The organism is Micavibrio aeruginosavorus, from assembly GCF_051245535.1.
GTDB classification, from domain to species: Bacteria; Pseudomonadota; Alphaproteobacteria; order Micavibrionales; family Micavibrionaceae; genus Micavibrio; species Micavibrio aeruginosavorus_D.
Map to the genome: position 1 here is coordinate 1,593,869 of NZ_CP195303.1, position 22,400 is coordinate 1,616,268.

Sequence of the window (22,400 nt, forward strand, 5' to 3'; positions counted from 1 at the left end):
CCCATATGTAATATTTAGGATGATGGGATCAGGAAGATTACATAAATCGGGTCCATGAAAAAACTCCTACTGCCTGTGGCAGCCCTCCTCCTCTTATCCGCCTGCACCACCACACGCTCTGCCCCACCGGCGGCGAAGTGGAGCTATATGGATGCCACACCGCGCCCTGAATCTGTGGCCCAGCCCGCCCCGGCCCCTGTGCCCATGGCCACATACAGCATGATGCGCAAGGCAGAGCAATGCGTGCCCTATGCGCGCCGTGTTTCCGGCATCGAATTATTTGGCGATGCGCATAGTTGGTGGAATCAGGCTGCGGCAAAGAATTATCCGCGTGGTCAGCGCCCCATGCCCGGCTCTGTTCTCGTCCTGCCGCGCACGAGCAAGATGAAACACGGCCACGTCGCCGTTGTGAAAGATGTTCTTGATTCCCGCAACATCAATGTGACCCATACCAATTGGGGCAACACCAGAGAAACGCGGCGGGCCATCTATCACTCCATGCGGGTGCAGGATATTTCAACCAACAATGATTGGTCCCGCGTGCGGTTCTGGAACGCGCATGATGACGTTTTTGGGTTCCCGTATGCCGCAAATGGCTTTATTTACCGGCAAAATTACGCATCTTTTACCCAATAAAAACAAGCATCTTGTGCACCGCAAAATTATTTGTGGGTGGGCGTCAGTCAATTCATCAGCTTCGCCATGATAGAATGGAAGGGCAGGACAATTTTCTGTCCGGGGCTGCGTAACTGATGGAGTGATCCGATGCATGAAAATCTTCAGAAATCTATCACCGAGATGCCAGAATATGCGGAACTTCTCAAACGCCGCAACGCCATAACCACACCGCTGGCGGCCATTGTTCTTGTCGCTTATTACACATTTATTATTATGGTCGCATACGCACCCGATTTAATGGGGCGCCCGATTGTTGAAGACGGATTAACATCCGTCGGCATTATTTTTGGTTTGGGGTTGATCCTTTTAACTTTTGCCGTAACTGCCTTCTATGTCTGGTATGCCAACACGTTGATTGAACCTCTGCTTCATACGATTTATCAGAAAGCGAAACACGATGAGTGAGTTTATCGCCAATCTGAATCAATTGAATATCACGGCTGTTATTGTTTTCTTCCTGTTCGTGGCGCTCAGTTTGGGCATCACCTATTGGGCGGCCAAGCGCACAAAAACGCGGTCCGATTTTTATGCGGCGGGGGGGCGCATCACCGGGTGGCAGAACGGGTTGGCCATTTCCGGCGATTACATGTCGGCGGCGTCTTTCCTTGGTATCTCCGGGCTCGTCTTTGCCTCTGGCTTTGACGGGCTTCTTTATTCAATCGGCTTCCTTGTGGGCTGGCCCATTATTCTGCTGCTGATCGCCGAACCGCTGCGCAATCTGGGGAAATATAATTTTTCCGATGCGGCCTCATTGCGATTCAAGCAAACCCCCATCCGTATCATGGCGGCGTGCGGGTCGCTAGCGACCGTCTGCCTGTATCTGATTGCCCAGATGGTTGGTGCGGGGAAATTGATTGAGGTCCTTTTCCACCTGCCTTACGAATCCGCAGTTGTGATTGTCGGTGTTTTGATGGTGGCGTATGTCACATTCGGCGGCATGCTGGCCACAACATGGGTGCAATTGATCAAGGCTGTTTTATTGTTGGGCGGCGCGACCATTGTCGCGGTTCTGGTTCTGGCACATTTCCATTTCAACCTGCCCGCTTTGTTTGCGGCGGCCGTTGAAAAACACACCAGCGGCGCGGCCATTATGGGCCCGGGCACATTGGTGAAGGATCCCATATCTGCCATTTCGCTCGGCATGGCCTTGATGTTCGGCACCGCCGGTCTGCCCCATATTTTGATGCGCTTCTTCACGGTGAAGGATGCCAAAGCCGCCAATAAATCCGTGGTCGTTGCCACGGGCTTTATTGGGTATTTTTATATCCTGACCTTTATCATCGGGTTTGGCGCGATTGTATTTTTGACGGGGCAACCGTCCTACGTCGATGGCAATGGCGCACTGGTCGGTGGCAATAACATGGCCGCCGTGCAATTGGCCCATGCCGTGGGCGGCGACATTCTGCTCGGCTTTATCTCCGCTGTGGCCTTCGCCACCATTCTGGCGGTGGTCGCCGGCCTGACACTGGCGGGTGCCTCGGCCATTTCGCACGATTTGTATGCCCGCGTCTTCAAGGGCGGCAATGTTACGGAGAAACAGGAAGTGCGCGTGTCAAAAATGGCGACCATTGGATTGGGCGTCGTTGCGATCTTTCTGGGGATTGCGTTTGAACAACAAAACGTCGCCTTTATGGTCGGTTTGGCCTTTGCCATTGCGGCCAGTGCCAACTTCCCCATCATCCTGCTGTCCATGTACTGGCCGGGCATGACGACGCGCGGTGCCGTTGTGGGCGGATCGATGGGCTTGGGCGTGGCCGTCGTTCTGATGATCCTCAGCAAAACTGTATGGGTCAGTGTTCTGGGCTATGACGAACCGATTTTCCCGTATGAATACCCGGCTTTGTTCTCCATGACGGCGGCCTTTGTCGGGATCTGGCTGTTCTCGGTCACGGATCGGTCAGACCGCGGCCAAACCGACCGCGCGGTGTTCCATGCCCTGCATCTGCGGGCACAGACAGGCATCGGCGTGGATGAGGCGGTGGAGCATTAAACAACCTGCCCGGCACAATGGCCCGACGACCACGCCCATTGGAAATTGAACCCGCCCAGATGCCCGGTCACATCGAGAACCTCGCCGATGAAATACAGGCCGGGGACGTTATTCGCTTCGAAGGTCTTGGATGATACATCATCCGTATCCACGCCACCCAGCGTGACCTCCGCTGTGCGGTAGCCTTCACTGCCTGATGGCTTTACGCGCCAATCGGCAATACGGGCGGTCACGGTCATCAGAATCTTATCCGACAAATCCGCCATGCGCCCTTCCACATCCAGATCATCGGCAATTTTCTGCGCCAGACGTTTGGACACCAGATCGCCCAGAACGGTCTGTAGCATGGATTTTGGCTGAGCTTTGCGTTGATCTTTCAACCACGTCAGAACATCACCATGCGGGTGCATATTGATGGAAATATCTTCGCCTGGGTTCCAATAGGAGGAAATTTGTAACACCGCCGGACCGCTGATGCCGCGATGGGTGAACAACATGGCTTCGTCGAAAACCATACCCGATTGCGATTGAACCCGGACCGGGTCAACGGACACACCGCTTAGATCTTTTGTCATGTCCAGAACCGCCGGATCGAAGGTCAGCGGCACAAGGCCCGCCCGCGTGGGAATGATATTCAGGCCGAATTGTTTGGCAATTTCATACCCGAACGGCGTCGCCCCAATTTTCGGGATGGATAATCCACCGCACGCCACAACCAGCGACGCACAAGACACAACGCCGCGCGATGTCGTCACGATGAAACGACCAGCATCGTCGCGATCAATCGCCTGCACGGTCGTGGATGTTTGAATATCAACCCCGCCCCGGTCACATTCACGCACCAGCATGTCGATAATATCGCGGGCGGAATCATCGCAGAATAATTGCCCCAGCGTTTTTTCGTGATACGGAATTTTATGCCGCGCCACCAGATCGATGAAATCGTACTGCGTATAGCGTTTCAGGGCCGAACGGCAGAAATGGGGATTGTTCGACAAATACCGGTCCGGCGCGCAATGCAGATTGGTAAAATTACACCGCCCGCCCCCGGAAATGCGGATTTTTTCGGCGATTTTATCGGTGTGTTCCAGCACGAGGACACGCCGCCCGCGCGCCCCGGCGGTCAGCGCGCACATCAACCCGGCCGCCCCGGCCCCAATAATCACGACATCCGTTTCCATGACGTTGGTTTTAATCGGGAACAGCGGCAAAATCCATAAAGAAAAAACCCCGCCATGATAGCGGGGTTTTTATGTTCATATTCAGCGTGGGTTAGATGGCACCACCGCATGACGCAGCCTGGCTCAAGGACTCTTCCATCGATCCGCCGAAGCTGTAGTTAACGGCACCACCACCAGCGGCCTGGCTCATCGCGTCGCTCCAGCAGGAAACTTCGCCACCTTCACCGCCCGCAGCCGGTTCCAGATCGGCCAATTGACCTGCAATGCTGATCGACTGACCACGTTGCTGCTGACCGTCTTGTTGGTCATCACCACCAGCGGCCGGAGCCAGGTTGGCCAGGAATTCGGCGACGTTGCCCGTGAAGCCCGGCTGGCCGGCGGGGCTGTTGGCACCCACACGGTTCGCCCCTGCACCCGGAACGCTCGGCAGGCCCAGAATGGTCATACGGAAGCGGCCACCGGCCCAGTTCAGGTCACCAAAGCGGTTATAGACGTCTTCGTCATTGATGCCCGGAACGGCACCGAAGAAGAACAGGCCCAGAGAACCATCATCGTTGAAGTGGTAAATTTTCGACTCAATCGCGTCAAATTGCGCTTGGGTCAAAATGCCGCCCACCGAATTCGGCACGAACCCGTCATACGACGCGTCCAGACCGTTCAGAATGGTCGGCAGACCCGGCGCAAAGAACGCCGCATTGGCCAGTTCGATGTAGTATTGCGACTGGCCATTGAACGTCGTTGTGCCAATCGTGTTACCAACCAGCGTCAGATCATTCGGGTTACCAACCGGCGCAAAACGCATACCGATATCACCACCGTTAAAGGTGTTGGTTGCACCGGTCAGGTCGATAATACCGCTTTCGAACCAAGCCCCGATCGGGTTGCCCGTGAAGACGTTGTCTTCCAGAATAACCACACCATTATCCGCACCAGCCGCATACAGGCCAGCATTGCCGGAATTGGTGATCAGGTTGGAAACGATACGAACGCGGTTGTTTTCATCGATCATAATGCCGTTATTGGCCGCATTGCTGATGTCGTTACGGGCGATGCGAACACGACGGTTGCCGTCGGCCTCAATCCCGTTATCACCAACATTGCTGATCGTGTTGCGGCGAATGGTGACAACGCGGTTATCGGACACATCAACACCATCGGCACCAACATTATCGATCACGTTGCGGCGGATATCGACCAGATCGCTGTTCGCTACATCAATACCGTCAGCGCCAACGTTGCCAATCAAATTACGGCGGATCAGAACATTTTCTGAATCGCGCACATTGATTGCATCGCCCGAACCATTCTGGATCGTGTTAAAGGCGATATCGACAGACCCGTTTTCATCATCAACAGCAATACCGTGGCCGCCGAAGCCATCAACTACGTTGTTGGTGATCTTCGTGCCTTGGCTGATTTCCACATTCACACCGTTTCCGGCCACATTGGTAATGACGTTGCTATCTACAACCAGACCAAATGTGTCGTATGAATCAACCCCGTTCCCACCAACAAACATAATTGTGTTGTTGCGAACTTCTGACCCGTCACTGAAATCATAGCCACTGCCCGGCTTCAGCGTGACACCGTTGCCACCGACCAAAGCGATCAGGTTGTTTTCGATCAGGCTGTTTTCCGCCCCAGCGACGACGATACCGTCGCCGACCAGCAGGCCAACCATGTTGCCATGAATGTGGGCATCATCGCCACCATCCACAACAATACCGCTGCCCAGACCGAGGCCAACAATGTTGTTCGCGATTTCAATTTTCTCGCTGTCCAGTGCAACGACACCGTCACCACCGAAGAATGCGACCAGATTGTCACCGACGGTTACATTCCGGCTGCTGTCAACCGTAATGCCGTTGTTGCCAGAGAAGGTCACGGTGTTATCGGAAACATCTGCACGGTTGCTGTTGCGAACGGTAATACCGTTTTCAACGCTGTTCGTGACATCGTTATGGGTGATGACTGCATCCTTGCTGCCTGCAACGCGGATGCCGTCTTTATAGCCATCCACATCGTTGCCATAGCTGGTCAAAATATCAACGCCACCAATGATCGCACCATCGCTGTTACGAACATCGATACCAGCGCCGCGACCATAGCCGGTCAGATCGTTTTGACGGATGTGCAGGTTGCTGACGTTATTGGCGTAGATACCGTCACGGAACCCTTCGGCGCTGTTCACGCCAACCGGGAAGATCAGGAATGTGCCACCACCGATGATCACATCATCGCTGTTGGTCACGCTGATCGCCGTGCCACCGTTATAACGGCCCGTCAGATCATTGCCCGTTACGCGCAGACCGTTCGAAGCATCCGCCGCAATGCCGGAGCCCACATCGGTCAGGTCGTTGTTGGTGACATCAACATTGTTGCTGCCATTCACCACGATGCCTGTGTCAAAATGATCCAGCGTGTTGTTGTCGATCACAGCGTTATGGCTGCCCGCTACAACTTCGATACCGACGATGGAATTGCCGGCCAGATCGTTGTCCAGAACATCCGAATTGGTTGCGCCGGACAGACGCACGCCATAATCAACGCCGGAAATCGTGTTGCGAACAACATCGTTATCGTTGCCGCCCGCAACCGTCACACCATTGTCGAAATTGGTGATGGTGTTACCACGAACGGTGGTAACGAAATGTCCCTGCCACGGCCAGAAACCGGTTTGGACCCAGGACGTTTGATCGGTTGCACCAATATCCGTATTGCTGGAGCCCGTGACTTTAACGCCCGTATATCCACCCGAACCCGTAATCGTGTTGCGGAAGATATCGGCATTATCGCTGCGCTCAACAAAGATACCGTTGCGATCATTGCTCAGGATCTGGTTGCCTTGAACCAGCGTGTTGTCGCTATCACGCAGGTGAACGCCATCAACATCGCTGAACTGAACAACGTTGTTGGTCAGTTTTACGCCGTCGCTCAACTCAACCCAGATACCGGTATCGTTGTTGTCGGCCTTGTTGTTATCAACCACAACGTTATCGCTGTTTTTGATGATGATACCTTTGTCACCATTATTATGTGCGGTGTTGCCGGATACCGTTGCGCCATTCGTGTTCAGCACGCGGATACCGTCACCGGAGTTGCCATTGGACGTATTGCCCGTAACTCCAACCGTTCCGGTCGTATTTTTAACCAGAATGCCGGTGCCCGTTTGGTAATCACTGGCCACGCGGCCCGCGTTCGTGTCGGTTGCGCCGGAAACGACGTTTTTGTTTACTTTCGTCGTGCCGGTGGATCCTTCGACAACAATGCCGTTTTTACCGCCGGTTACCGTGTTGGTATCAACGGTTACATTCTTGCTGTTCTTTGCATGAATGCCGTATTCACCAACGGTCGAAACAATGTTGTTTTTGATGTTGGTCGTGCCCGGCGCACCGTTCACAACGATACCGGACAAACGGATGTTTGACACTTCATTGCCCAGTACGTTTACGGCGCCATTGCTGCCGCTCACCTGAACACCATTGCCACGCACGTTATCCAGATCGTTGCCAGTGATGCTGACATCACGGCCACCTTCGACCTGCATACCGGACCAGCTGATATCGGACAGGATGTTACCCGCCATGGTCAGGCCCAGAACCTGTTCCGTGCGAACGCCAACGTTTCCGATATGCGTCAGCGTGTTGCCGGATACGGCCACGTTGGAGCCTTTATCAATATTCACACCGGTCTTTGCGACGTTTTGAACAGTGTTGCCCAGAACTTGAGCACCGTTGGACACAGCAACGTTAATACCGTTGCCCTTCACATTCGATGCGCCACCCAGCGTGCCAACCTTGTTGCCATCAACGGTCAGGCCATCAACGTCTTCGGCATGGATACCGTTATGGGTCAGCGTATCAACGGTGTTTCCGGTGATTTTGTTCACGCCATCAACCCACATCATGCGAACGCCTTGCGTGCTGTTGCTGATAAAGTTGTTGGATACGATCGTGTTGGAACCCTTTTCAATCGTAACGGCGCCATATGGCGAACCGATTGCGAACGTGTTGGTGTTCAGCGTGTTGCCATCAACCAACAGGTTGGTTGCGTTGTTAGAGTAAATACCAACGCGGCCCGTGTTGCTGATGCTGTTACCCAGAACGTCGGCGTTATCACCGCCTTCCAGCTTCACACCATCCAGCAAAGCGGATGTTACGGTGTTTTTATCCGCGCCTGCGCCACCAATACGAACATTGTTGCTGCCCGTGACGAAGATCGCATTGCCATCAATGCTCCCCAGCGTGTTTCCGGCAATAACAGCGTTATGCGTGGTGATGGTTTCAATGCCATCGCCCGTCGTGTCGTTAACATTGTTGCCCGAAACAGTCAAAGCGCTGATATTTTTCGCCCAGATACCATCGGAACCTGTCGTCGTAACGTTGTTACCGCCGATCAGTGTTGCGCCCGTTGTACCTTGAACATAGACACCGGCCAGACGGATGTTGGAAATTTCGTTGTCGGAAACTTCAACGCCGTTTGTGCCGCTAACCTGTACGCCGTTACCGCGAACATTATCCAGATCGTTGTCGTTGATCAGGAGCGTGCGGCCACCTTCGACCTGCACACCAGACCAGCTGACGTTGGACAAGCTGTTACCCGTAATATCCAACCCTTGAACCTGGTTGGTCAGAATGCCCTGGTTACCGATCGCCGACAGCGTGTTGCCATCAACGGTCACATTGGAACCACTGTTGATATTCACACCAACTTTGGCAACGTTCTTAATCGTGTTATTCGCAACGTTTGCATCATTGGAAAACTCAACATTGACGCCATGGCGTTTGATATTCCCGGCAACGCCAAGCGTACCGATGTCATTTCCATCAACCGTCAATCCAGCCACGTTGTTGGCATAAACACCATCAACGCCCGTGCCGTCGATTGTGTTGTCGCTGACCGCATTCACGCCGCCAACGGCCATCAAGGCAATGCCGTTTGCGCCGGAGTTCGCAACAACGTTGTTATTGATATCCAGATCACGGCCCCACAGCGCCTGAATGCCGGAGAACGCCGCGTTGGAAACATTGTTTCCAGTTACAGTCGCGCCGTTTACTTGGTCCAGATGAATGCCATTCGCACCAGCGTTCAGAACCGTGTTGCCTGCAATATTGGCGGCATCGCTGCTGGATACGTTGATTGCGGAACCAGCGGAGCCACCAACCTGGTTTCCGATAACGGAAACATCATCGGCATTGGCAACATTGATGCCATAACCGAGACCGTTACCAACCACATTGAACCCATGGCCAACACCGCCCAGCGTCACATCATCCGCCGTAATTTTGATGACCGAGTCAGCGCCCAAGCCGGTTACACCAGCAATAGTCGTTGCGTTCATACCGTTTGCGGATTGCAGCAACATGGATTTATAGACCAGAACGTTTTCATTAAACGTACCGTCACCCACGGTCACCGTACCGCCAACCGTTACATCATCCACACCTTCCTGCACGCGGCCAACCGTACCGGTTTGTGCGCCCAGAGCGGTCACGAACAGATTGGAGAAATCACCCTGGAACCCGCGCGCCGCGCTGGTGTCCGCACCGCCCATCAGGAATGGGGTGAAGTCGACAGAGCCAAACATTTTGGATGCGATGGTGGCTTCGTTATTTGTGCCCCACCAGTTGCCGGACGCGTTTACTGTGAAACCACCCCAATTATCAATCAAACGCTGAGCGTTTGCATCAAAGCTGTTGTTATGGACGCGCAGATCAGCCGAAGCATCCCATGACGACGTGGTAATATTGTAATAACCAACGTTGTTAAACACGTTATTTGTAATAGCGTTATCCGAAGTCAGAAACGCAAGATCGGCACCGTGAACAACGTTATCAATTACGTTCTCAGCAATATTCAGATTGCCGAAACGACCAGCTTGATAAGAGCCATTTGTACGAACAGCGGTGTGAACACCATCGAACGTATTACCAACAATGTTTACATTGTTGATATTACCCTGAGTCAGCAAAACGCCTTGCGCGAAACCGCCCTGAATCGTATTACCGCCGCGGCCTGTCCCATTATCACCAATCGTGATATTGCCAATCGCGTTAGCCGCCGTTGTCCAACCCTGACCAACGACCCAGATTGCAGCGCCCGCACCAGATCCGCTTAACGGATCGCGGTGAATATCGAAACCATCGATGGTGACATCACCGGAATAAACCATAAATGCGGCGCCGTAGCCTTGTGCATTTACAATTGTTTGCCCCGCGCCAGCGCCCAAAACGGTCAGAGCCTTTTTAATCTGGATATCACCTTGATTATATAGGCCTGCCTTGACATCAACAGTGCCTCCAGTCGATGCAAGATAAACACCTTGCTGAATGTTCGCCGCATTCGAAAGAACATTTACCAAAGATGCCGTGCTTGTAATGGATGATTGATCCAGCAACCCGGACAAGTCAGAAATTTTTGCGTTCAGGTTAACCGTATTAGCCGTAACATTCAGATCACCATGACCTAAAGTCAGGTTTTTATTGAAGTTCACGACGTCAGAAATCAGGTTCAGGTTACCGGTTGTTTCGCCACCAAAATCAACCCATTCAAGATCAACCCAGAACCAATGAGGATTGACATCCACAAGATGCCAGTCTTCATGGCGGCTCAAATCAATGTCCCCGTTACCAAGCAGGAAGACGTCGGTACCAACATCAATGCTATTGTCGGCCTGAACCGTCACAGAACCGTTATTGTACAAATCGCGCGCCAAGGCTTCTGCGCTGAGAATATATTGCAAGCCAAGCGGGTTATGCAGGCCGCCGCTGTGAATGATGGCAAACAACGGATCGATCAGGAAAGAACCTGCCAAACCATTGACGGCCATAGTGCTGACAGAACCATCATATCCAACTTCATTTTTTGCTGACAGCTCAACAAAACCACCATTGCCACCAATTTCACCGCCACGGGCGAAGAAACGGCCACGATAAATCGCGTTATTTCCACCCATGAAATAGATGGAACCGCCGTTGCCGTTTGTCAGCGCATCCGCCGTGACAACTGCACCTTGAGTAACTTCGATATCTTCGCCGATCACCTTGATATCACCGCCACCCGCTGCACCAGACGCATCGATCGTGCCGGAAACCTTCACCTTACCTGCGTTGCCACCATTCAAGATGATCTTACCACCTTGAACCGTTGCGGATGTGGCCTGAACCACGCCGGACATGTTGATGACGGTGTCGACAACCTCTTTCGCGCCGGAGGCTGTCATCAAAACGGTTGCGCCGGAAATCACGCCGGAATTTTCCACCAGCGCCTTGCCCTTGGCACCGCCAACGGCAATTTCAACCAAACCGTCGCCATACAAATCAACCGTTGCGCGTTCCCCGCCAGAGGCCAGAACGACTTTGCCCAAGCGGGCTTCGATTACGCCATTGTTGGCAACGTGCGGCGCGACCAGAGCGGCAAGGCCAGCACCGGTCACGGAAATCGTGCCATTGTTGATAACGGATGCATCACCGAAATTGGACAATTCCAGTTTGGTGTCGCCGCGCATCACGGCGTCATCATTCACATCGCCGGTGGAGGCCACAATGCCGCCCACATCAACGCGAGATCCCGCACCGAAAACAACACCGTTGCGGTCCAGAACCATGACGCGGCCATTGGCTTTCAGCGTCCCCAGAATTTGTGTCGGGTCGGAATTGCGGCCGGTGACGCGGTTCACCGCCAGCGATCCGGAACCCGGCTGGAAAAATTCGGTTTTGGCGTTGGAGCCAATGTCGAACGAGTCCCAGTTAATGACAACGCGGTCCGTGTTCTGGTTGATGTTCAACGTGCTGGTATCAGGACGATCAAAATTCGCGGAACCGGCAACCACCTGTTCCCCCGTCGGTGTCGTGTTCGCATCCATCGCGTTTGCTGTCGCGCTGGCTGATGCGATCAAGCCCAGTGTCAGGGCCGAGGTGGAGAGGAATTTGTTCACGGTGCCGCGTTGTGTTGTCATTTTATGAAGTCCCCGTCTTGGTTGCCCAATGGTGAATAATTACGTGTCATGTATAGGCCCGTGGCGCGGTGCGCCGGGCTAGGTACGCAGAAAGGCAGAATCGTTTGAATTTGGATGGGGTTGTATACCCCCAAATCTGCGCGGGTGACAAGAAATGATTAAGGAAAATTAACCTTTTATCCCGTCTTGTTCACAGAAATGGCGGAAAGCCTTATGAAAATAATTCACTGCCCCATCGCCCCGCCGCATTGTGCAACGCACCAACGCGTCGAAACATAATCGGGGAAACATAATCGGGGGTGTTTTCAAACCCCTGCCAATGCTCTAATAAGGGGGACTTAACAGTTTGATTGATTTCTAAAAAAGACAGGCTCCGTACCATGATCCGCCAATATTCTTTTCGCGCTTTGATTCTGGCCGCGCTGATGGGCGCAAGCGCGCCTGCATACGCGCAGGTGCCAGCCGCCGAAGTGGGAACCGCCAGCCCGGGCCGTGTGCAAGAGCAAGTTCCGAAACCGGATTTCAAAGATCGCGGCGTTATGCCCTCTGTCGAAGTGGACCGCCCGCAAGTGCAAGCCGCACCCGCTGGTTCGGAAAATATCAAATTCACGTTGAACAATCTGCGCCTCGACGGCGTAACGGCGTATCAAGAATCCGACCTGCGCAGCGTGTATGCCGACTCTGTTGGCCAAACGATTTCGCTGGCCGATTTGTACGGCATCGCCGCGGCGATGACCAATCAATACCGCAATGATGGTTACATCCTGACTCAGGTCATCGTGCCACCGCAAACGATCGAGGGCGGCAATGTCCGCCTGCAGGTTGTTGAGGGGTATCTGTACAGCGTCAATGTCGCGTTGGAAGAAGGCGCCCCGGCGGAAACCGAAGCCGCCATGGAATTGATCCGTGGGTACGCCAGCCGCATTCCGGCGGGCTATGCGCTGAATATCGCTGATCTGGAACGCTACCTGCTGTTTATCAACGATTTGCCGGGTGTTTCGGCCCGTGGCGTTCTGTCCCCGAACGCGACCAATGTCGGCGCGGCGGATTTGAACATTCTGGTGCAACGTGATCCGTTCGAAGCCGTTGTCGGCATCGACAACTACGGCACGAAATATCTGGGCGCGGTCCAGTTCTCTGGCGCAGGCGCTTTGAACTCCATGCTAGGCAACAACGAACGCCTGACGGCACAGGCTGTGCTGGCACCGGATCCGGGCCAGCCGATGGAACTGGCTTACTTCGCCGCCGGATATTCGCAACCACTCGGCACGCGTGGCCTGCGTCTGGATTTCGATGCGTCCTACACCAAAACCGAACCGGGCTATACGCTGGATGAATTCGACGTGAAGGGGAATGCCAGCTTCCTTGGCATCGAACTGAACTACCCCGTGATCCGCAGCCGGAACACAAACCTGTACACCATGTTCAGCTTTGACATGCGCGACGTGGATACCCGCAACAACATCGAAGACACCCGCACGGATAATATCCGCGCCCTGCGCACCGGTATGCGTTTGGAGAAACTGGACCGCGTCTTCGGTGCCGGTTTGAACTTGCTGGATCTGGAACTGGCCCAAGGCCTGGACGTTCTGGGCGCCAGCAGCAAGAACGACCCGAACAAATCCCGCCCGGATGGCGACCCGCGCTTCACCAAACTGAATCTGGAATTGCAACGTCTGCAACGCTTGGCCAACCAATGGAACCTGTTGCTGGCCGCCCGTGGACAATGGTCCAACGGCCCGCTGCTCAGCTCGGAAGAGTTTGGCGTTGGTGGTATGGGCTATGGCCGCGGTTATGACCCGTCCGAAATCATCGGCGACGAAGGCATTGCCGGTAAAGTTGAAGTGCAATGGAACCTGCCGGGTGAATTCGGCATCACCAACAGCCATCAACTGTACGGTTTCTATGATGCCGGTCGCGTCTGGAACGACGATCCGACAAACGCCAAGGACAAAGCCAACACGGCCACATCCGCCGGCGTCGGCGTGCGCGCAAAAATCGGCGACACCACGAACGTCGACATGACCGTCGCCGTGCCGCTGAACCGCAGTGTGCAGACAATGAAGGACCAAAACCCTCGGTTCTTTATGAGCGTGTCGAAAAACTTCTAAAAAACCACGAATACAAGAAAAGCGGCGCATTCCAAGGATGCGCCGCTTTTGTTTGCGCTTTAACAAAATGCAAATAAGAGTTACATTTATACCGTAACGCAATTTATAAAAATGAGCCCCCATGTTTTCTAACAGCCAATTTATTTTCAGCGATATCGCCGCCGCCCTCTATCGCGCAGGATTGTATGTCAGCTATGCCGATCAATCAGGTGGCCGACGCGCACGTGTCAACGAATATAAAGCCATACAGACGGTCTTGCGTATTCTGCACCAGCAAAATTCCCCAGAGAGCTTTATCCACGATCTGGCAAAACTCGCCGAACAGGACATGGTTCCGATTGAAAAAATTAAAAACATAGACAAAAAAGAAGTGCATCGGCTTGAAACCAGCCTCAAAACTGTTCCGAGCGATATCGAAACCATCATGCTGAACGTCATTGATAATTTTTCGAAGCCTGAAGCACGCCTCTACGCCGATATTATTCTATCCATCGGCGCTTCCGTTGCCCAAACCCACTACGAATGGACCGATACACGACTGATACAAAAATTGTCCGATGCCCTATGGCCACAATACTGGCCCGAATTTACAGCCATTCTCTATGAGCGCATAATTTACCACCTGTCCAATCTCAACGCCGACAAAGATGCAAAATATTTATACGCTCCATCCAATCCGTTTGATGAAATGAATATTAGCCTGGAAGAATCGGACGCACTGAGCGAGCTGGCTCGATCCGTACAGCGCGCCTGGCAAAAGCGATACCCTGTTGATTTTGAAGCGACCGTTCAGGATTATATTCGCAACGGATAAAGAGGCGAAAAGAACAAAATCAATCGTCATTGATGGCAGATTTAGCGAAACGGCCCCTTCATCGGGGCCGTTTTTTTAATTTTTATTGGGCCGCTGGATATGGGCGCTGGCCCAATCGACTTTGCCGTCACGTATGAATAAATTCACGTTATACCCATCGTACGGAAGCATGGCGTAGCCCCGAATTTTTTCCTTCGCGGGTATTTTTGACGCGTAAACGATTTTATCATAAGGGCGGCGCTTCCCGAAAACCTCCCGCTGGTTATAAATGCTGGTTACATCGCGCAGCATAAATCCATTATTGCGGAATAATGCCAACGCCGATTTTTCATCCGGCGCGCATTTTTCAACAAAATGCGTCATCAGGCTGTTCATAACGATCTGTCGGCTTTGATCGCGTTTACGCGCCTCGGTAAACAGGGGCAGCAAATCGCAATCATCCACGCGCAATCCCAAGACATTTTCGGCATAGAAGGAGCCGGCAATATCGCGCGGGTGCGGGCTGTTCAGCTCCTCCATTAAGTGGTCCCAATCTGCTCCGGTTTGCAAAACCGCGTCATACAACAGCGCCTGATCATCACGGCTGAGATTATTAATGGCGACAGCATCGTCAATCACCATCAATGCCCGCAACCAGATCAGATTTTTTTTCTTATCGGGCAACGATTTCACCGCACGGGTAAGGCGGGATAGGGCATCCTGATCCAGCCCGGTAATTCCCCGCACGCCACCATCACCAATGTCATCATACAAAACCGTGCCCGTGAATAAATCCCGGGCAGCACTCTGGCTCAACATGAAAGCGAAATAGCTGCTGAACATAATGTGGTACCCTTGGTTCAAACTCTCAGCGCCCCAGAATAGAGGGTTCACCTCCCCTCCCGCGCCTGTTTGCACAAAGGCCTTACCAGTCAGCAATTCCAATACGGCCAAGCGGCGGGCATCAATGTTGGGCCCACGCGCGCCCGGGTCCATATCCGCTACACCAGCCCATTCAAAAATGATGGCATCCACCATGCCTTCAATGTTCTGGTCCGGGTCAATAAAGTCAGAAAATCCCAACGACCGCAGATGAACAACCGCGTCATATAATTTTTTGTTTGATAACATCGCGACGTGAAGGTCTGGTAATTTCTCATTCCCCTTCACATAAATATATTCATTTAATCCCAAAGTTTCCGCTGGCGCTTGTACATCAGGCTCCGCGGCAAGCGCAGACACAGACACACAAGACAGTGCCCCGAAAACCACCATGGTCGTTATGAATAAACGCATCGCAACTCCGCTTAAATCAGGATATAATTTACGGATGTGTAATAATGTTTATACCATTATGCGTTTAAATTGTTTGTTTTGGTAGGCGAAAAATGAAGAGCAGATCCAAAAATTCTTTTTTCATGGCGCTTTTAGTATGCAGCCTGTTGATGATTGGCTGGGTCGTATTTCGCAGCGTCACCATCATTTCAAACCCCGTCAACACACCGCGCACAGATGAAATGACAACGGCAACGTTGTTGGATATCGCCGAAAAAAACCTGCCGGAGCGGGAGCATGAAATACCAGACAATATGGAGCTGCTAAAGATATCTGATCACCATCTTGATCTCTCCTGGTTTTATGCCTATTTGGGGGACAATGAAAAAGCACAATCCCATTTTGACCAGATAAAATTCAGCAGCGACAAAGATACTTTACTATCACCCTTTGTAATGATGATGTTGCGCGCAGGGAATACCGGTGACACAGCACAAATTATGAATATTTTTTCGCAGTCAAAGAACATTTACGACACCGTAAACAAGATTGCTTACATCAAAAAAGAGGATGAAGACGGAATCGTCATATTATCCCAACTCTATATCAATGAAACGCTGTGCCTGTATGCAGCCCGCATGCTGTTAAAAAACAATCAATTTAGCGAAGTCGACCAGCTCATTCTGCAGCCATCTTGCAATGAAAGCATGATTAATATTGCCAATTACAAGTTGGCCGCCCTGGCCGCCGCACGGCACTATGATGATTTTTTTAAAACCGCAAAAATTGGCCTGATGATTGAACCAAACAAGAAAAATCGCCTGCAATACATTGCGCAAATCATGCACGATGAAAGTGTAAAGAATACGCAAGGAACGATCTTATCGCCCTACACCCTTGCCGCCCTGTTGAAAGAATATAAGAACCATCAGGATGATAATACGACATTCTTAATGGCACAAATTCTTCAGGACGCGGGGCAAAATGACGCGTCCGTCGCGCTGGCCCGGAACACCCAGGATACAAAACTGAAGCGCAACGCCCTTGTTGGCGCTTATAATAATTATTATCGTGCCGGAGACCGAGAGAAAACCCTGAAACTGGCCACAGAATTTGACCTGTTGAACAATAACCCGGACAAGCGCAATAGCGCGTTACACCGCAACATGACTTATTTGCTGGATGAATTTAATGACCTCTACAAAAACCCAACACCGCTGGCATACGAACTGGCCATGATGGTCAAGGATCAAGGCACACGCTTTAATGTTATCTCCAACATTTATATGTCGCGCAACAAAACATCGGATATAAAATTTCCGTCATGCGACAAAGAAGAAAAATATTGCGTGTTGCATGAGATGCAAAAAATTGCATCTGACACACAAAAAAATACAGACCGCGATTACATGATGAAAATCATAAAGAACGTAAAGAACAATCCATTACCGTTGCATCAAAACCCAAAAAAGGTGGAAGAAAACCCCGCAAAATGTCTGGATACATATCCCCGCGAAATCCTCGGCCTCTCAACCACCCGCGATGTGGAAAAAATGGCGAAATGTCATTACAGGTCCGGGCACTATGAAACCTACATGGCTTCCGACCACTTTAAATCCCTACCAGAAATCGCGCCATCCATTCGCCGCTTAAAAAACGCATATTTTGGCGGCATCGCATGGGAGATGAACCGCGATAAAAAGACCGAGAACAGCTACGTGGTCGCATCAATGATCAGCGACCCATTGGTGCGGCGAGAGATTGTCCTGCACCTGTGGAATAACAACACATCATCCTTTCAGCGCGGCGCTACAGACGCAGATAAAAAATATAGTGAATATGAGGAGACCAGAGCGCTGGCCTTATCAACCATAATGGCCACGTCCGCCCTGCAGAGCGATCAAGATCTGCTGGATAGCATCTTCCGATCAAACATTTATTCATATTGGCGCCAATATGACACAAGACCGTATATTACAGCACAGCAGGAAGCCGTGTGGACCAAGCCGATTTTTGATACATACACCGCAATTTTAAACGCACATACACACACACTGAACAAAAAATGCAGCCCAAAATCATTCAGAGACTTTCATCGCGAATGCGACGTTCGACGCATGGCAGCTTTGGGACAATATCAGGAAGCGATTAACGCTGCGGGCATAGAAAACAAGGGTGAGGCGGCACGCATCATATTGTTTGAGAAATTTATGAAAGACGACCTTTTCCGGCAGTCGATCAGTGTACGGGGCGCGTTCCCATACCTCTCCACAAAGATGCTCTCACATTCCTCGATCGAGGAATGATTCACCCTAACGAGAAAAGGATTGTTTACGCTCTATCCATTCACCGCCAACCACAATTCTTCCTGTTCTTCCAGCTTGGCGACAATGGTTGCGTATGATTTTTGGGCGTCGGCGGCGCGCAGGGCGTCTTTGTAAAAATCGGGGTCGGCCATTTTTGTTTCCAGTTTGGCCTTCTCCGCATTCAGCCGCTCGATCTCTTTTTCTATCTTGGTGACTTTGTGTGGGTTGATGCGGGTGGATTTTGAATCCTCCACCACGACCGGCTTCACCTCGGCCACCTTTTCCTTTTTGCTCTCTTTACGCTCTTCGCGGCGGGTTTGGACGATGAATTTGCGGTAATCTTCCAGATCGCCGTCAAAATTCTGCACCGCGCTGTCTTTCACCAGCCACAAACGATCCGCGACACGTTCCACCATGTTGGGATCGTGGCTGACGATGACGATGGCGCCTTCATAGGCGTTCAACGCCTGCACCAACGCTTCGCGCGCATCGATATCCAAGTGGTTGGTTGGCTCGTCCAGCAGCAGCAGATGCGGCGCATCGAAGCTCATAAACGCGAACAGCAGACGCGCCTTCTCACCGCCAGACAGCGACCCGATTTTATTGTCGGCCAGATCCTTGGAAAATCCGAATGCGCCCAGCTTGGCCCGCACCACCGGTTCGCGCACGTCCGGCTTATGCTTGGCCATCAAATCGCGCATGGCTTCATACGGAGTTTGCGTGACATCCAGCTCTTCGGTCTGATGCTGGGAGAAATAGCCAATACGCAATTTGTTCGACCGTGCAACTTCACCACCCATGATGTCCAGTTTCCCGGCAATCAACTTCATCAACGTCGATTTACCGTTCCCGTTGGCCCCCAGCAGGGCGATACGGTCATCGGGGTCGATGTTTTCATGAACGCGGCGCAGGATCGGTTTTCCTTCGACATAACCGATATCCGCCTGACGAATGGAAATCATCGGCGGGGCGATTTTATCGGGGTTGGGGAAACTGAACTTAATCGCCCGGTCGGCAATGACCGCATCGACCAGATCCATACGCTCCATCGCCTTGACCCGGCTTTGGGCTTGGCGTGCCTTGCTCGCCTGCGCCTTAAACCGGTCGATAAATTGTTGCATGTGGGCGCGTTCGGCTTGCTGCTTTTCGAACATTTTTTGTTGCACGCCCAGACGCGCGGCGCGTTCACGTTCGAACGTGTCGTAATTTCCGGTGTACAGCATCAACTGCTTTTTATCGACATGGATCACATGGTCGATACATTTGTTCAGCAATTCGCGGTCGTGTGAAATAATCATCAGCGTATGCGGATACGACATCAAATAGGTCTCAAGCCACATGATCGCTTCGAGATCCAAGTGGTTGGTCGGTTCGTCCAGCAACAGAAAATCCGGTTCAACGAACAAGACGGAGGCCAGCATCACCCGCATCTGCCAGCCACCGCTGAAGGATGAGAACGGTTCGTTCAATTGATCTTCACGGAAACCAAGGCCGGTCAGCAGTGTCGCGGCGCGTGACGGTGCGGCATACGCATCCATGTCACCCAGACGCTGAAAAATTTCGGCGATGCGGTCGGGGTCGGTGGCGGTTTCGCTTTCCGTCCATAATTGCGCCATCTCTTCGTTGGCGGACAGCACCATGTCGATCAACGGCATATCGGTTTCGGGAATGTCCTGACGCACCACGCCCAGACGCTGGCGGCTGCTCAAAGAAATCGTGCCGCCATCGGCGTGCAGTTTCCCGGTGATGAGTTTGAACAGGGTCGATTTGCCCGCGCCATTGACGCCAACCACGCCCACACGCCATCCGTCCTGAATATTCAGGGTGGCTTCTTCGATGATGGTCCGGCCACCAATATTATAGGTCAGGTTGGAAATATTCAGCATTGTACGCCCTTTCTATGCGCAAGCCTTATGGCACAGTCCGGGCGCCTTATGCAAACCCGAATAATGGCTATATATATCAAAGCATTATAAAATACATACCGATCGGGTCAAAATTATCTTGACCGACCGGTCAAGTCTTGGTAGTGTAAGAGTATGAGCCACGCAGCAACAGATACACGCCAGAAACTGATTGATACAGCCGGACGACTGATCTGGATGAACAGTTACGGCGCGGTCAGCGTGGATGATATTTGCAAGACCGCCGATGTAAAGAAGGGAAGTTTCTATCACTTCTTCCCGTCCAAGGCGGATTTGGCCATGGCGGCATTGGATAGCGAAGAAGCCATCCTGCGCCCGATTTACGATACGATTTTTTCGGCATCGCGCCCGCCGGTTGAACGGCTGACCATGCTGGCGGACCTGATTGTTGAAAAACAGGCCGAAATGCTGCGCGAAGTGGGCCATGTTTGCGGTTGTCCCAGTGGATCATTGGGGTGCGAACTGGCCGGAACAGACAGCATTATCAAGGACAAGATCGAACAGATCTTTGCGTTTAAGAAGCGGTATTACGAAGCCACGATCCGCGACTTGATGAATGAGGGATTGCTCCCCCAAGATACGGATTGCAAGGCCCGCGCCGACGAAATACTGGATTATATCACCGGACAAATGCTGGTGGCCCGGGTCCAAAATTCGTTGGACCATTTGGAACGGAATTTGAGATCCGGATTGCTCCGCCTGTTGGGGCTGAAAGATCCGGATCATGCGGTGGATGCCGCCTGAACAGAATAAGAGCCAAAAACGGACGTAAGTCGCGGGAATCCCGCGTTTTTTTGGACCAAGTGCTTGACCAACCAGTCAATATAAATAGAAGCAGCGCAACAAACGGAGACTTGAGTATGACCACCCCATCCAAACGCACCATCCTGTTGGCCAGCGCCGTTGCCCTCATCGCCATGGGCAGCGCCGGGGCTTTGTTCTATGCCAACACATCCGCGCAGGCCAGCACGGTCGAATTGGCCGCCGCCGTGCCGCAAGCGATGCCAGTGGCCGCCGCGAAAATTGAAAGCGCCCCGCTCGCCATCTGGAAAAATTTCTCTGGCCGTTTGCAGGCCGTTGATTACGCCCAAATCCGCCCGCAGGTCAGTGGCCGGATTGATGAAATCAATTTCGCCGATGGCCAGATTGTTGCCGAGGGTGATGTTCTCTACGTCATCGATCCGCGCCCGTACCAAGCCGCCGTGGATCAGGCCAGCGCCGAAGTAAACGCCGCCCGTGATCGCGCCGATCTGGCACAGAAAGAATTGGCACGCGCGGAAACATTGGTGAAAACCGATGATATTCCCAAACGCGTGTATGACGAACGCGTCAGCACCGTACAAGTGACCAAGGCCGATGTGAATGCCGCACTGGCGCGATTGGAACAGGCCAAAATCAATCTGGATCACGCCTTTGTGAAGGCCCCCATTTCCGGCCGGATCAGCCGCGCCGAAATTACCAAGGGCAATCTGGTCGAAGCGGGGCCGAACGCGCCGGTTCTGACCTCCATCGTCTCCGATAACGGCATCTACGCCGATTTCGAGGTGGATGAACAAACTTATCTGACCCATGTCCGCAATATTGCGGGTGACACCGCATCGGAAAATAAAATTCCGGTTCAGTTGATGGGCAGTGATGGCACAGTAATGTACGAAGGATTTATCCAAAGCTTCGACAACCATCTGGATACGTCATCCGGCACCATCCGTGCCCGCGCCTTGTTCGCAAATGAGGATGGTACGTTGTTGCCCGGCATGTTCGCCACCATCCGCATGGGCAGCCCGTCATCACAAAACAAAATCGCAATTTCCGACCGCGCCGTTGGCACGGATCAGGACCGCAAATTCGTTTACGTGATCGGCGATGATGGAAAAACCGCATACCGCGAAGTGACGTTGGGTGACAGCGTCGCCGGTAAACGGATTGTGCTGTCCGGTTTGAATGAAGGCGAAACCATTGTGTCCGACGGCATTATCCGTATTCGCCCCGGCATGGATGTGTCCCCGCAATTTGAAAAGGCACTGGCCTCTATTGAAACCAGTGCCGGGACGGGCGACAATACGGCCTCTGCTCCCCACAAATAAGGCGTAATGCGTAAAACCATACCCCATAAAAACAGGCGCTCCCCCGCCTGTTTTTTAAAGACCGCTTGACCATAAATTTTGAAAATAAGGATCTCATCCG

At 52.5% G+C, this 22,400-nt stretch carries 12 protein-coding genes; 8 read left to right on the forward strand and 4 right to left on the reverse strand.

The window, feature by feature from the left end:
• Positions 1-54 precede the first annotated feature (54 nt).
• The 3 genes from ACSC94_RS07695 (at position 55) to ACSC94_RS07705 (ending at position 2,668) form a co-directional block, all read left to right on the forward strand.
• Positions 55-636: a CHAP domain-containing protein gene (locus ACSC94_RS07695; RefSeq protein WP_435640262.1), complete on the forward strand. Its 582-nt coding sequence runs from the start codon at positions 55-57 to the stop codon at positions 634-636.
• 129 nt (positions 637-765) lie between these two features.
• Positions 766-1,083, forward strand: a complete 318-nt coding sequence (locus tag ACSC94_RS07700; RefSeq protein ID WP_435640263.1) for a DUF485 domain-containing protein — start codon at positions 766-768, stop codon at positions 1,081-1,083.
• Positions 1,076-2,668, forward strand: coding sequence for a cation acetate symporter (locus ACSC94_RS07705; RefSeq protein WP_435640264.1), 1,593 nt, complete (start codon positions 1,076-1,078; stop codon positions 2,666-2,668). Before ACSC94_RS07700 ends, ACSC94_RS07705 begins: the two co-directional genes overlap by 8 nt.
• Here the strand turns inward: ACSC94_RS07705 and ACSC94_RS07710 are convergent.
• Both ACSC94_RS07710 and ACSC94_RS07715 read right to left on the reverse strand, forming a co-directional pair.
• On the reverse strand, positions 2,665-3,849 hold the full coding sequence (locus tag ACSC94_RS07710; protein ID WP_435642162.1) for an NAD(P)/FAD-dependent oxidoreductase: 1,185 nt from the start codon (positions 3,847-3,849) through the stop codon (positions 2,665-2,667). The genes ACSC94_RS07705 and ACSC94_RS07710 overlap by 4 nt on opposite strands.
• 91 nt (positions 3,850-3,940) lie before the next feature.
• The gene (locus ACSC94_RS07715) at positions 3,941-11,806 is read right to left on the reverse strand and encodes a right-handed parallel beta-helix repeat-containing protein (protein WP_435640265.1); all 7,866 of its coding nucleotides are present in this window, start codon (positions 11,804-11,806) and stop codon (positions 3,941-3,943) included.
• Between the two features lie 380 nt (positions 11,807-12,186).
• Here ACSC94_RS07715 and ACSC94_RS07720 point away from each other — a divergent pair, with 380 nt between their 5' ends.
• Together ACSC94_RS07720 and ACSC94_RS07725 are read left to right on the forward strand one after the other, a co-directional pair.
• Positions 12,187-13,917, forward strand: a complete 1,731-nt coding sequence (locus ACSC94_RS07720; RefSeq protein WP_435640266.1) for a ShlB/FhaC/HecB family hemolysin secretion/activation protein — start codon at positions 12,187-12,189, stop codon at positions 13,915-13,917.
• Positions 13,918-14,038: 121 nt separating this feature from the next.
• Positions 14,039-14,731, forward strand: coding sequence for a hypothetical protein (locus tag ACSC94_RS07725; RefSeq protein ID WP_435640267.1), 693 nt, complete (start codon positions 14,039-14,041; stop codon positions 14,729-14,731).
• 75 nt (positions 14,732-14,806) lie between these two features.
• Here ACSC94_RS07725 and ACSC94_RS07730 read toward each other — a convergent pair whose 3' ends face one another.
• Positions 14,807-15,841, reverse strand: coding sequence for a hypothetical protein (locus tag ACSC94_RS07730; protein WP_435640268.1), 1,035 nt, complete (start codon positions 15,839-15,841; stop codon positions 14,807-14,809).
• Positions 15,842-16,098: 257 nt separating this feature from the next.
• Here ACSC94_RS07730 and ACSC94_RS07735 point away from each other — a divergent pair, with 257 nt between their 5' ends.
• Positions 16,099-18,291, forward strand: coding sequence for a hypothetical protein (locus ACSC94_RS07735; RefSeq protein WP_435640269.1), 2,193 nt, complete (start codon positions 16,099-16,101; stop codon positions 18,289-18,291).
• Between the two features lie 32 nt (positions 18,292-18,323).
• On the opposite strand, the gene ACSC94_RS07740 is transcribed toward ACSC94_RS07735, so the two are convergent.
• The gene (locus ACSC94_RS07740) at positions 18,324-20,177 is read right to left on the reverse strand and encodes an ABC-F family ATP-binding cassette domain-containing protein (RefSeq protein WP_435640270.1); all 1,854 of its coding nucleotides are present in this window, start codon (positions 20,175-20,177) and stop codon (positions 18,324-18,326) included.
• Between the two features lie 153 nt (positions 20,178-20,330).
• On the opposite strand from ACSC94_RS07740, the gene ACSC94_RS07745 reads away from it, so the two are divergent.
• The gene (locus tag ACSC94_RS07745) at positions 20,331-20,960 is read left to right on the forward strand and encodes a TetR/AcrR family transcriptional regulator (RefSeq protein ID WP_435640271.1); all 630 of its coding nucleotides are present in this window, start codon (positions 20,331-20,333) and stop codon (positions 20,958-20,960) included.
• 116 nt (positions 20,961-21,076) lie between these two features.
• Complete coding sequence (locus ACSC94_RS07750) at positions 21,077-22,300, forward strand: efflux RND transporter periplasmic adaptor subunit (RefSeq protein WP_435640272.1); 1,224 nt, start codon at positions 21,077-21,079, stop codon at positions 22,298-22,300.
• The last annotated feature ends 100 nt before the right edge of the window (positions 22,301-22,400 follow it).

What these genes read in the sequence shown, in the direction of transcription:
- ACSC94_RS07695 (WP_435640262.1), top strand. Translation starts at nt 55, where the DNA reads ATGAAAAAACTCCTACTGCCTGTGGCAGCCCTCCTCCTCTTATCCGCC.
- ACSC94_RS07700 (WP_435640263.1), top strand. Translation starts at nt 766, where the DNA reads ATGCATGAAAATCTTCAGAAATCTATCACCGAGATGCCAGAATATGCG.
- ACSC94_RS07705 (WP_435640264.1), top strand. Translation starts at nt 1,076, where the DNA reads ATGAGTGAGTTTATCGCCAATCTGAATCAATTGAATATCACGGCTGTT.
- ACSC94_RS07710 (WP_435642162.1), bottom strand. Translation starts at nt 3,849, where the DNA reads ATGGAAACGGATGTCGTGATTATTGGGGCCGGGGCGGCCGGGTTGATG.
- ACSC94_RS07715 (WP_435640265.1), bottom strand. Translation starts at nt 11,806, where the DNA reads ATGACAACACAACGCGGCACCGTGAACAAATTCCTCTCCACCTCGGCC.
- ACSC94_RS07720 (WP_435640266.1), top strand. Translation starts at nt 12,187, where the DNA reads ATGATCCGCCAATATTCTTTTCGCGCTTTGATTCTGGCCGCGCTGATG.
- ACSC94_RS07725 (WP_435640267.1), top strand. Translation starts at nt 14,039, where the DNA reads ATGTTTTCTAACAGCCAATTTATTTTCAGCGATATCGCCGCCGCCCTC.
- ACSC94_RS07730 (WP_435640268.1), bottom strand. Translation starts at nt 15,841, where the DNA reads ATGTTATCAAACAAAAAATTATATGACGCGGTTGTTCATCTGCGGTCG.
- ACSC94_RS07735 (WP_435640269.1), top strand. Translation starts at nt 16,099, where the DNA reads ATGAAGAGCAGATCCAAAAATTCTTTTTTCATGGCGCTTTTAGTATGC.
- ACSC94_RS07740 (WP_435640270.1), bottom strand. Translation starts at nt 20,177, where the DNA reads ATGCTGAATATTTCCAACCTGACCTATAATATTGGTGGCCGGACCATC.
- ACSC94_RS07745 (WP_435640271.1), top strand. Translation starts at nt 20,331, where the DNA reads ATGAGCCACGCAGCAACAGATACACGCCAGAAACTGATTGATACAGCC.
- ACSC94_RS07750 (WP_435640272.1), top strand. Translation starts at nt 21,077, where the DNA reads ATGACCACCCCATCCAAACGCACCATCCTGTTGGCCAGCGCCGTTGCC.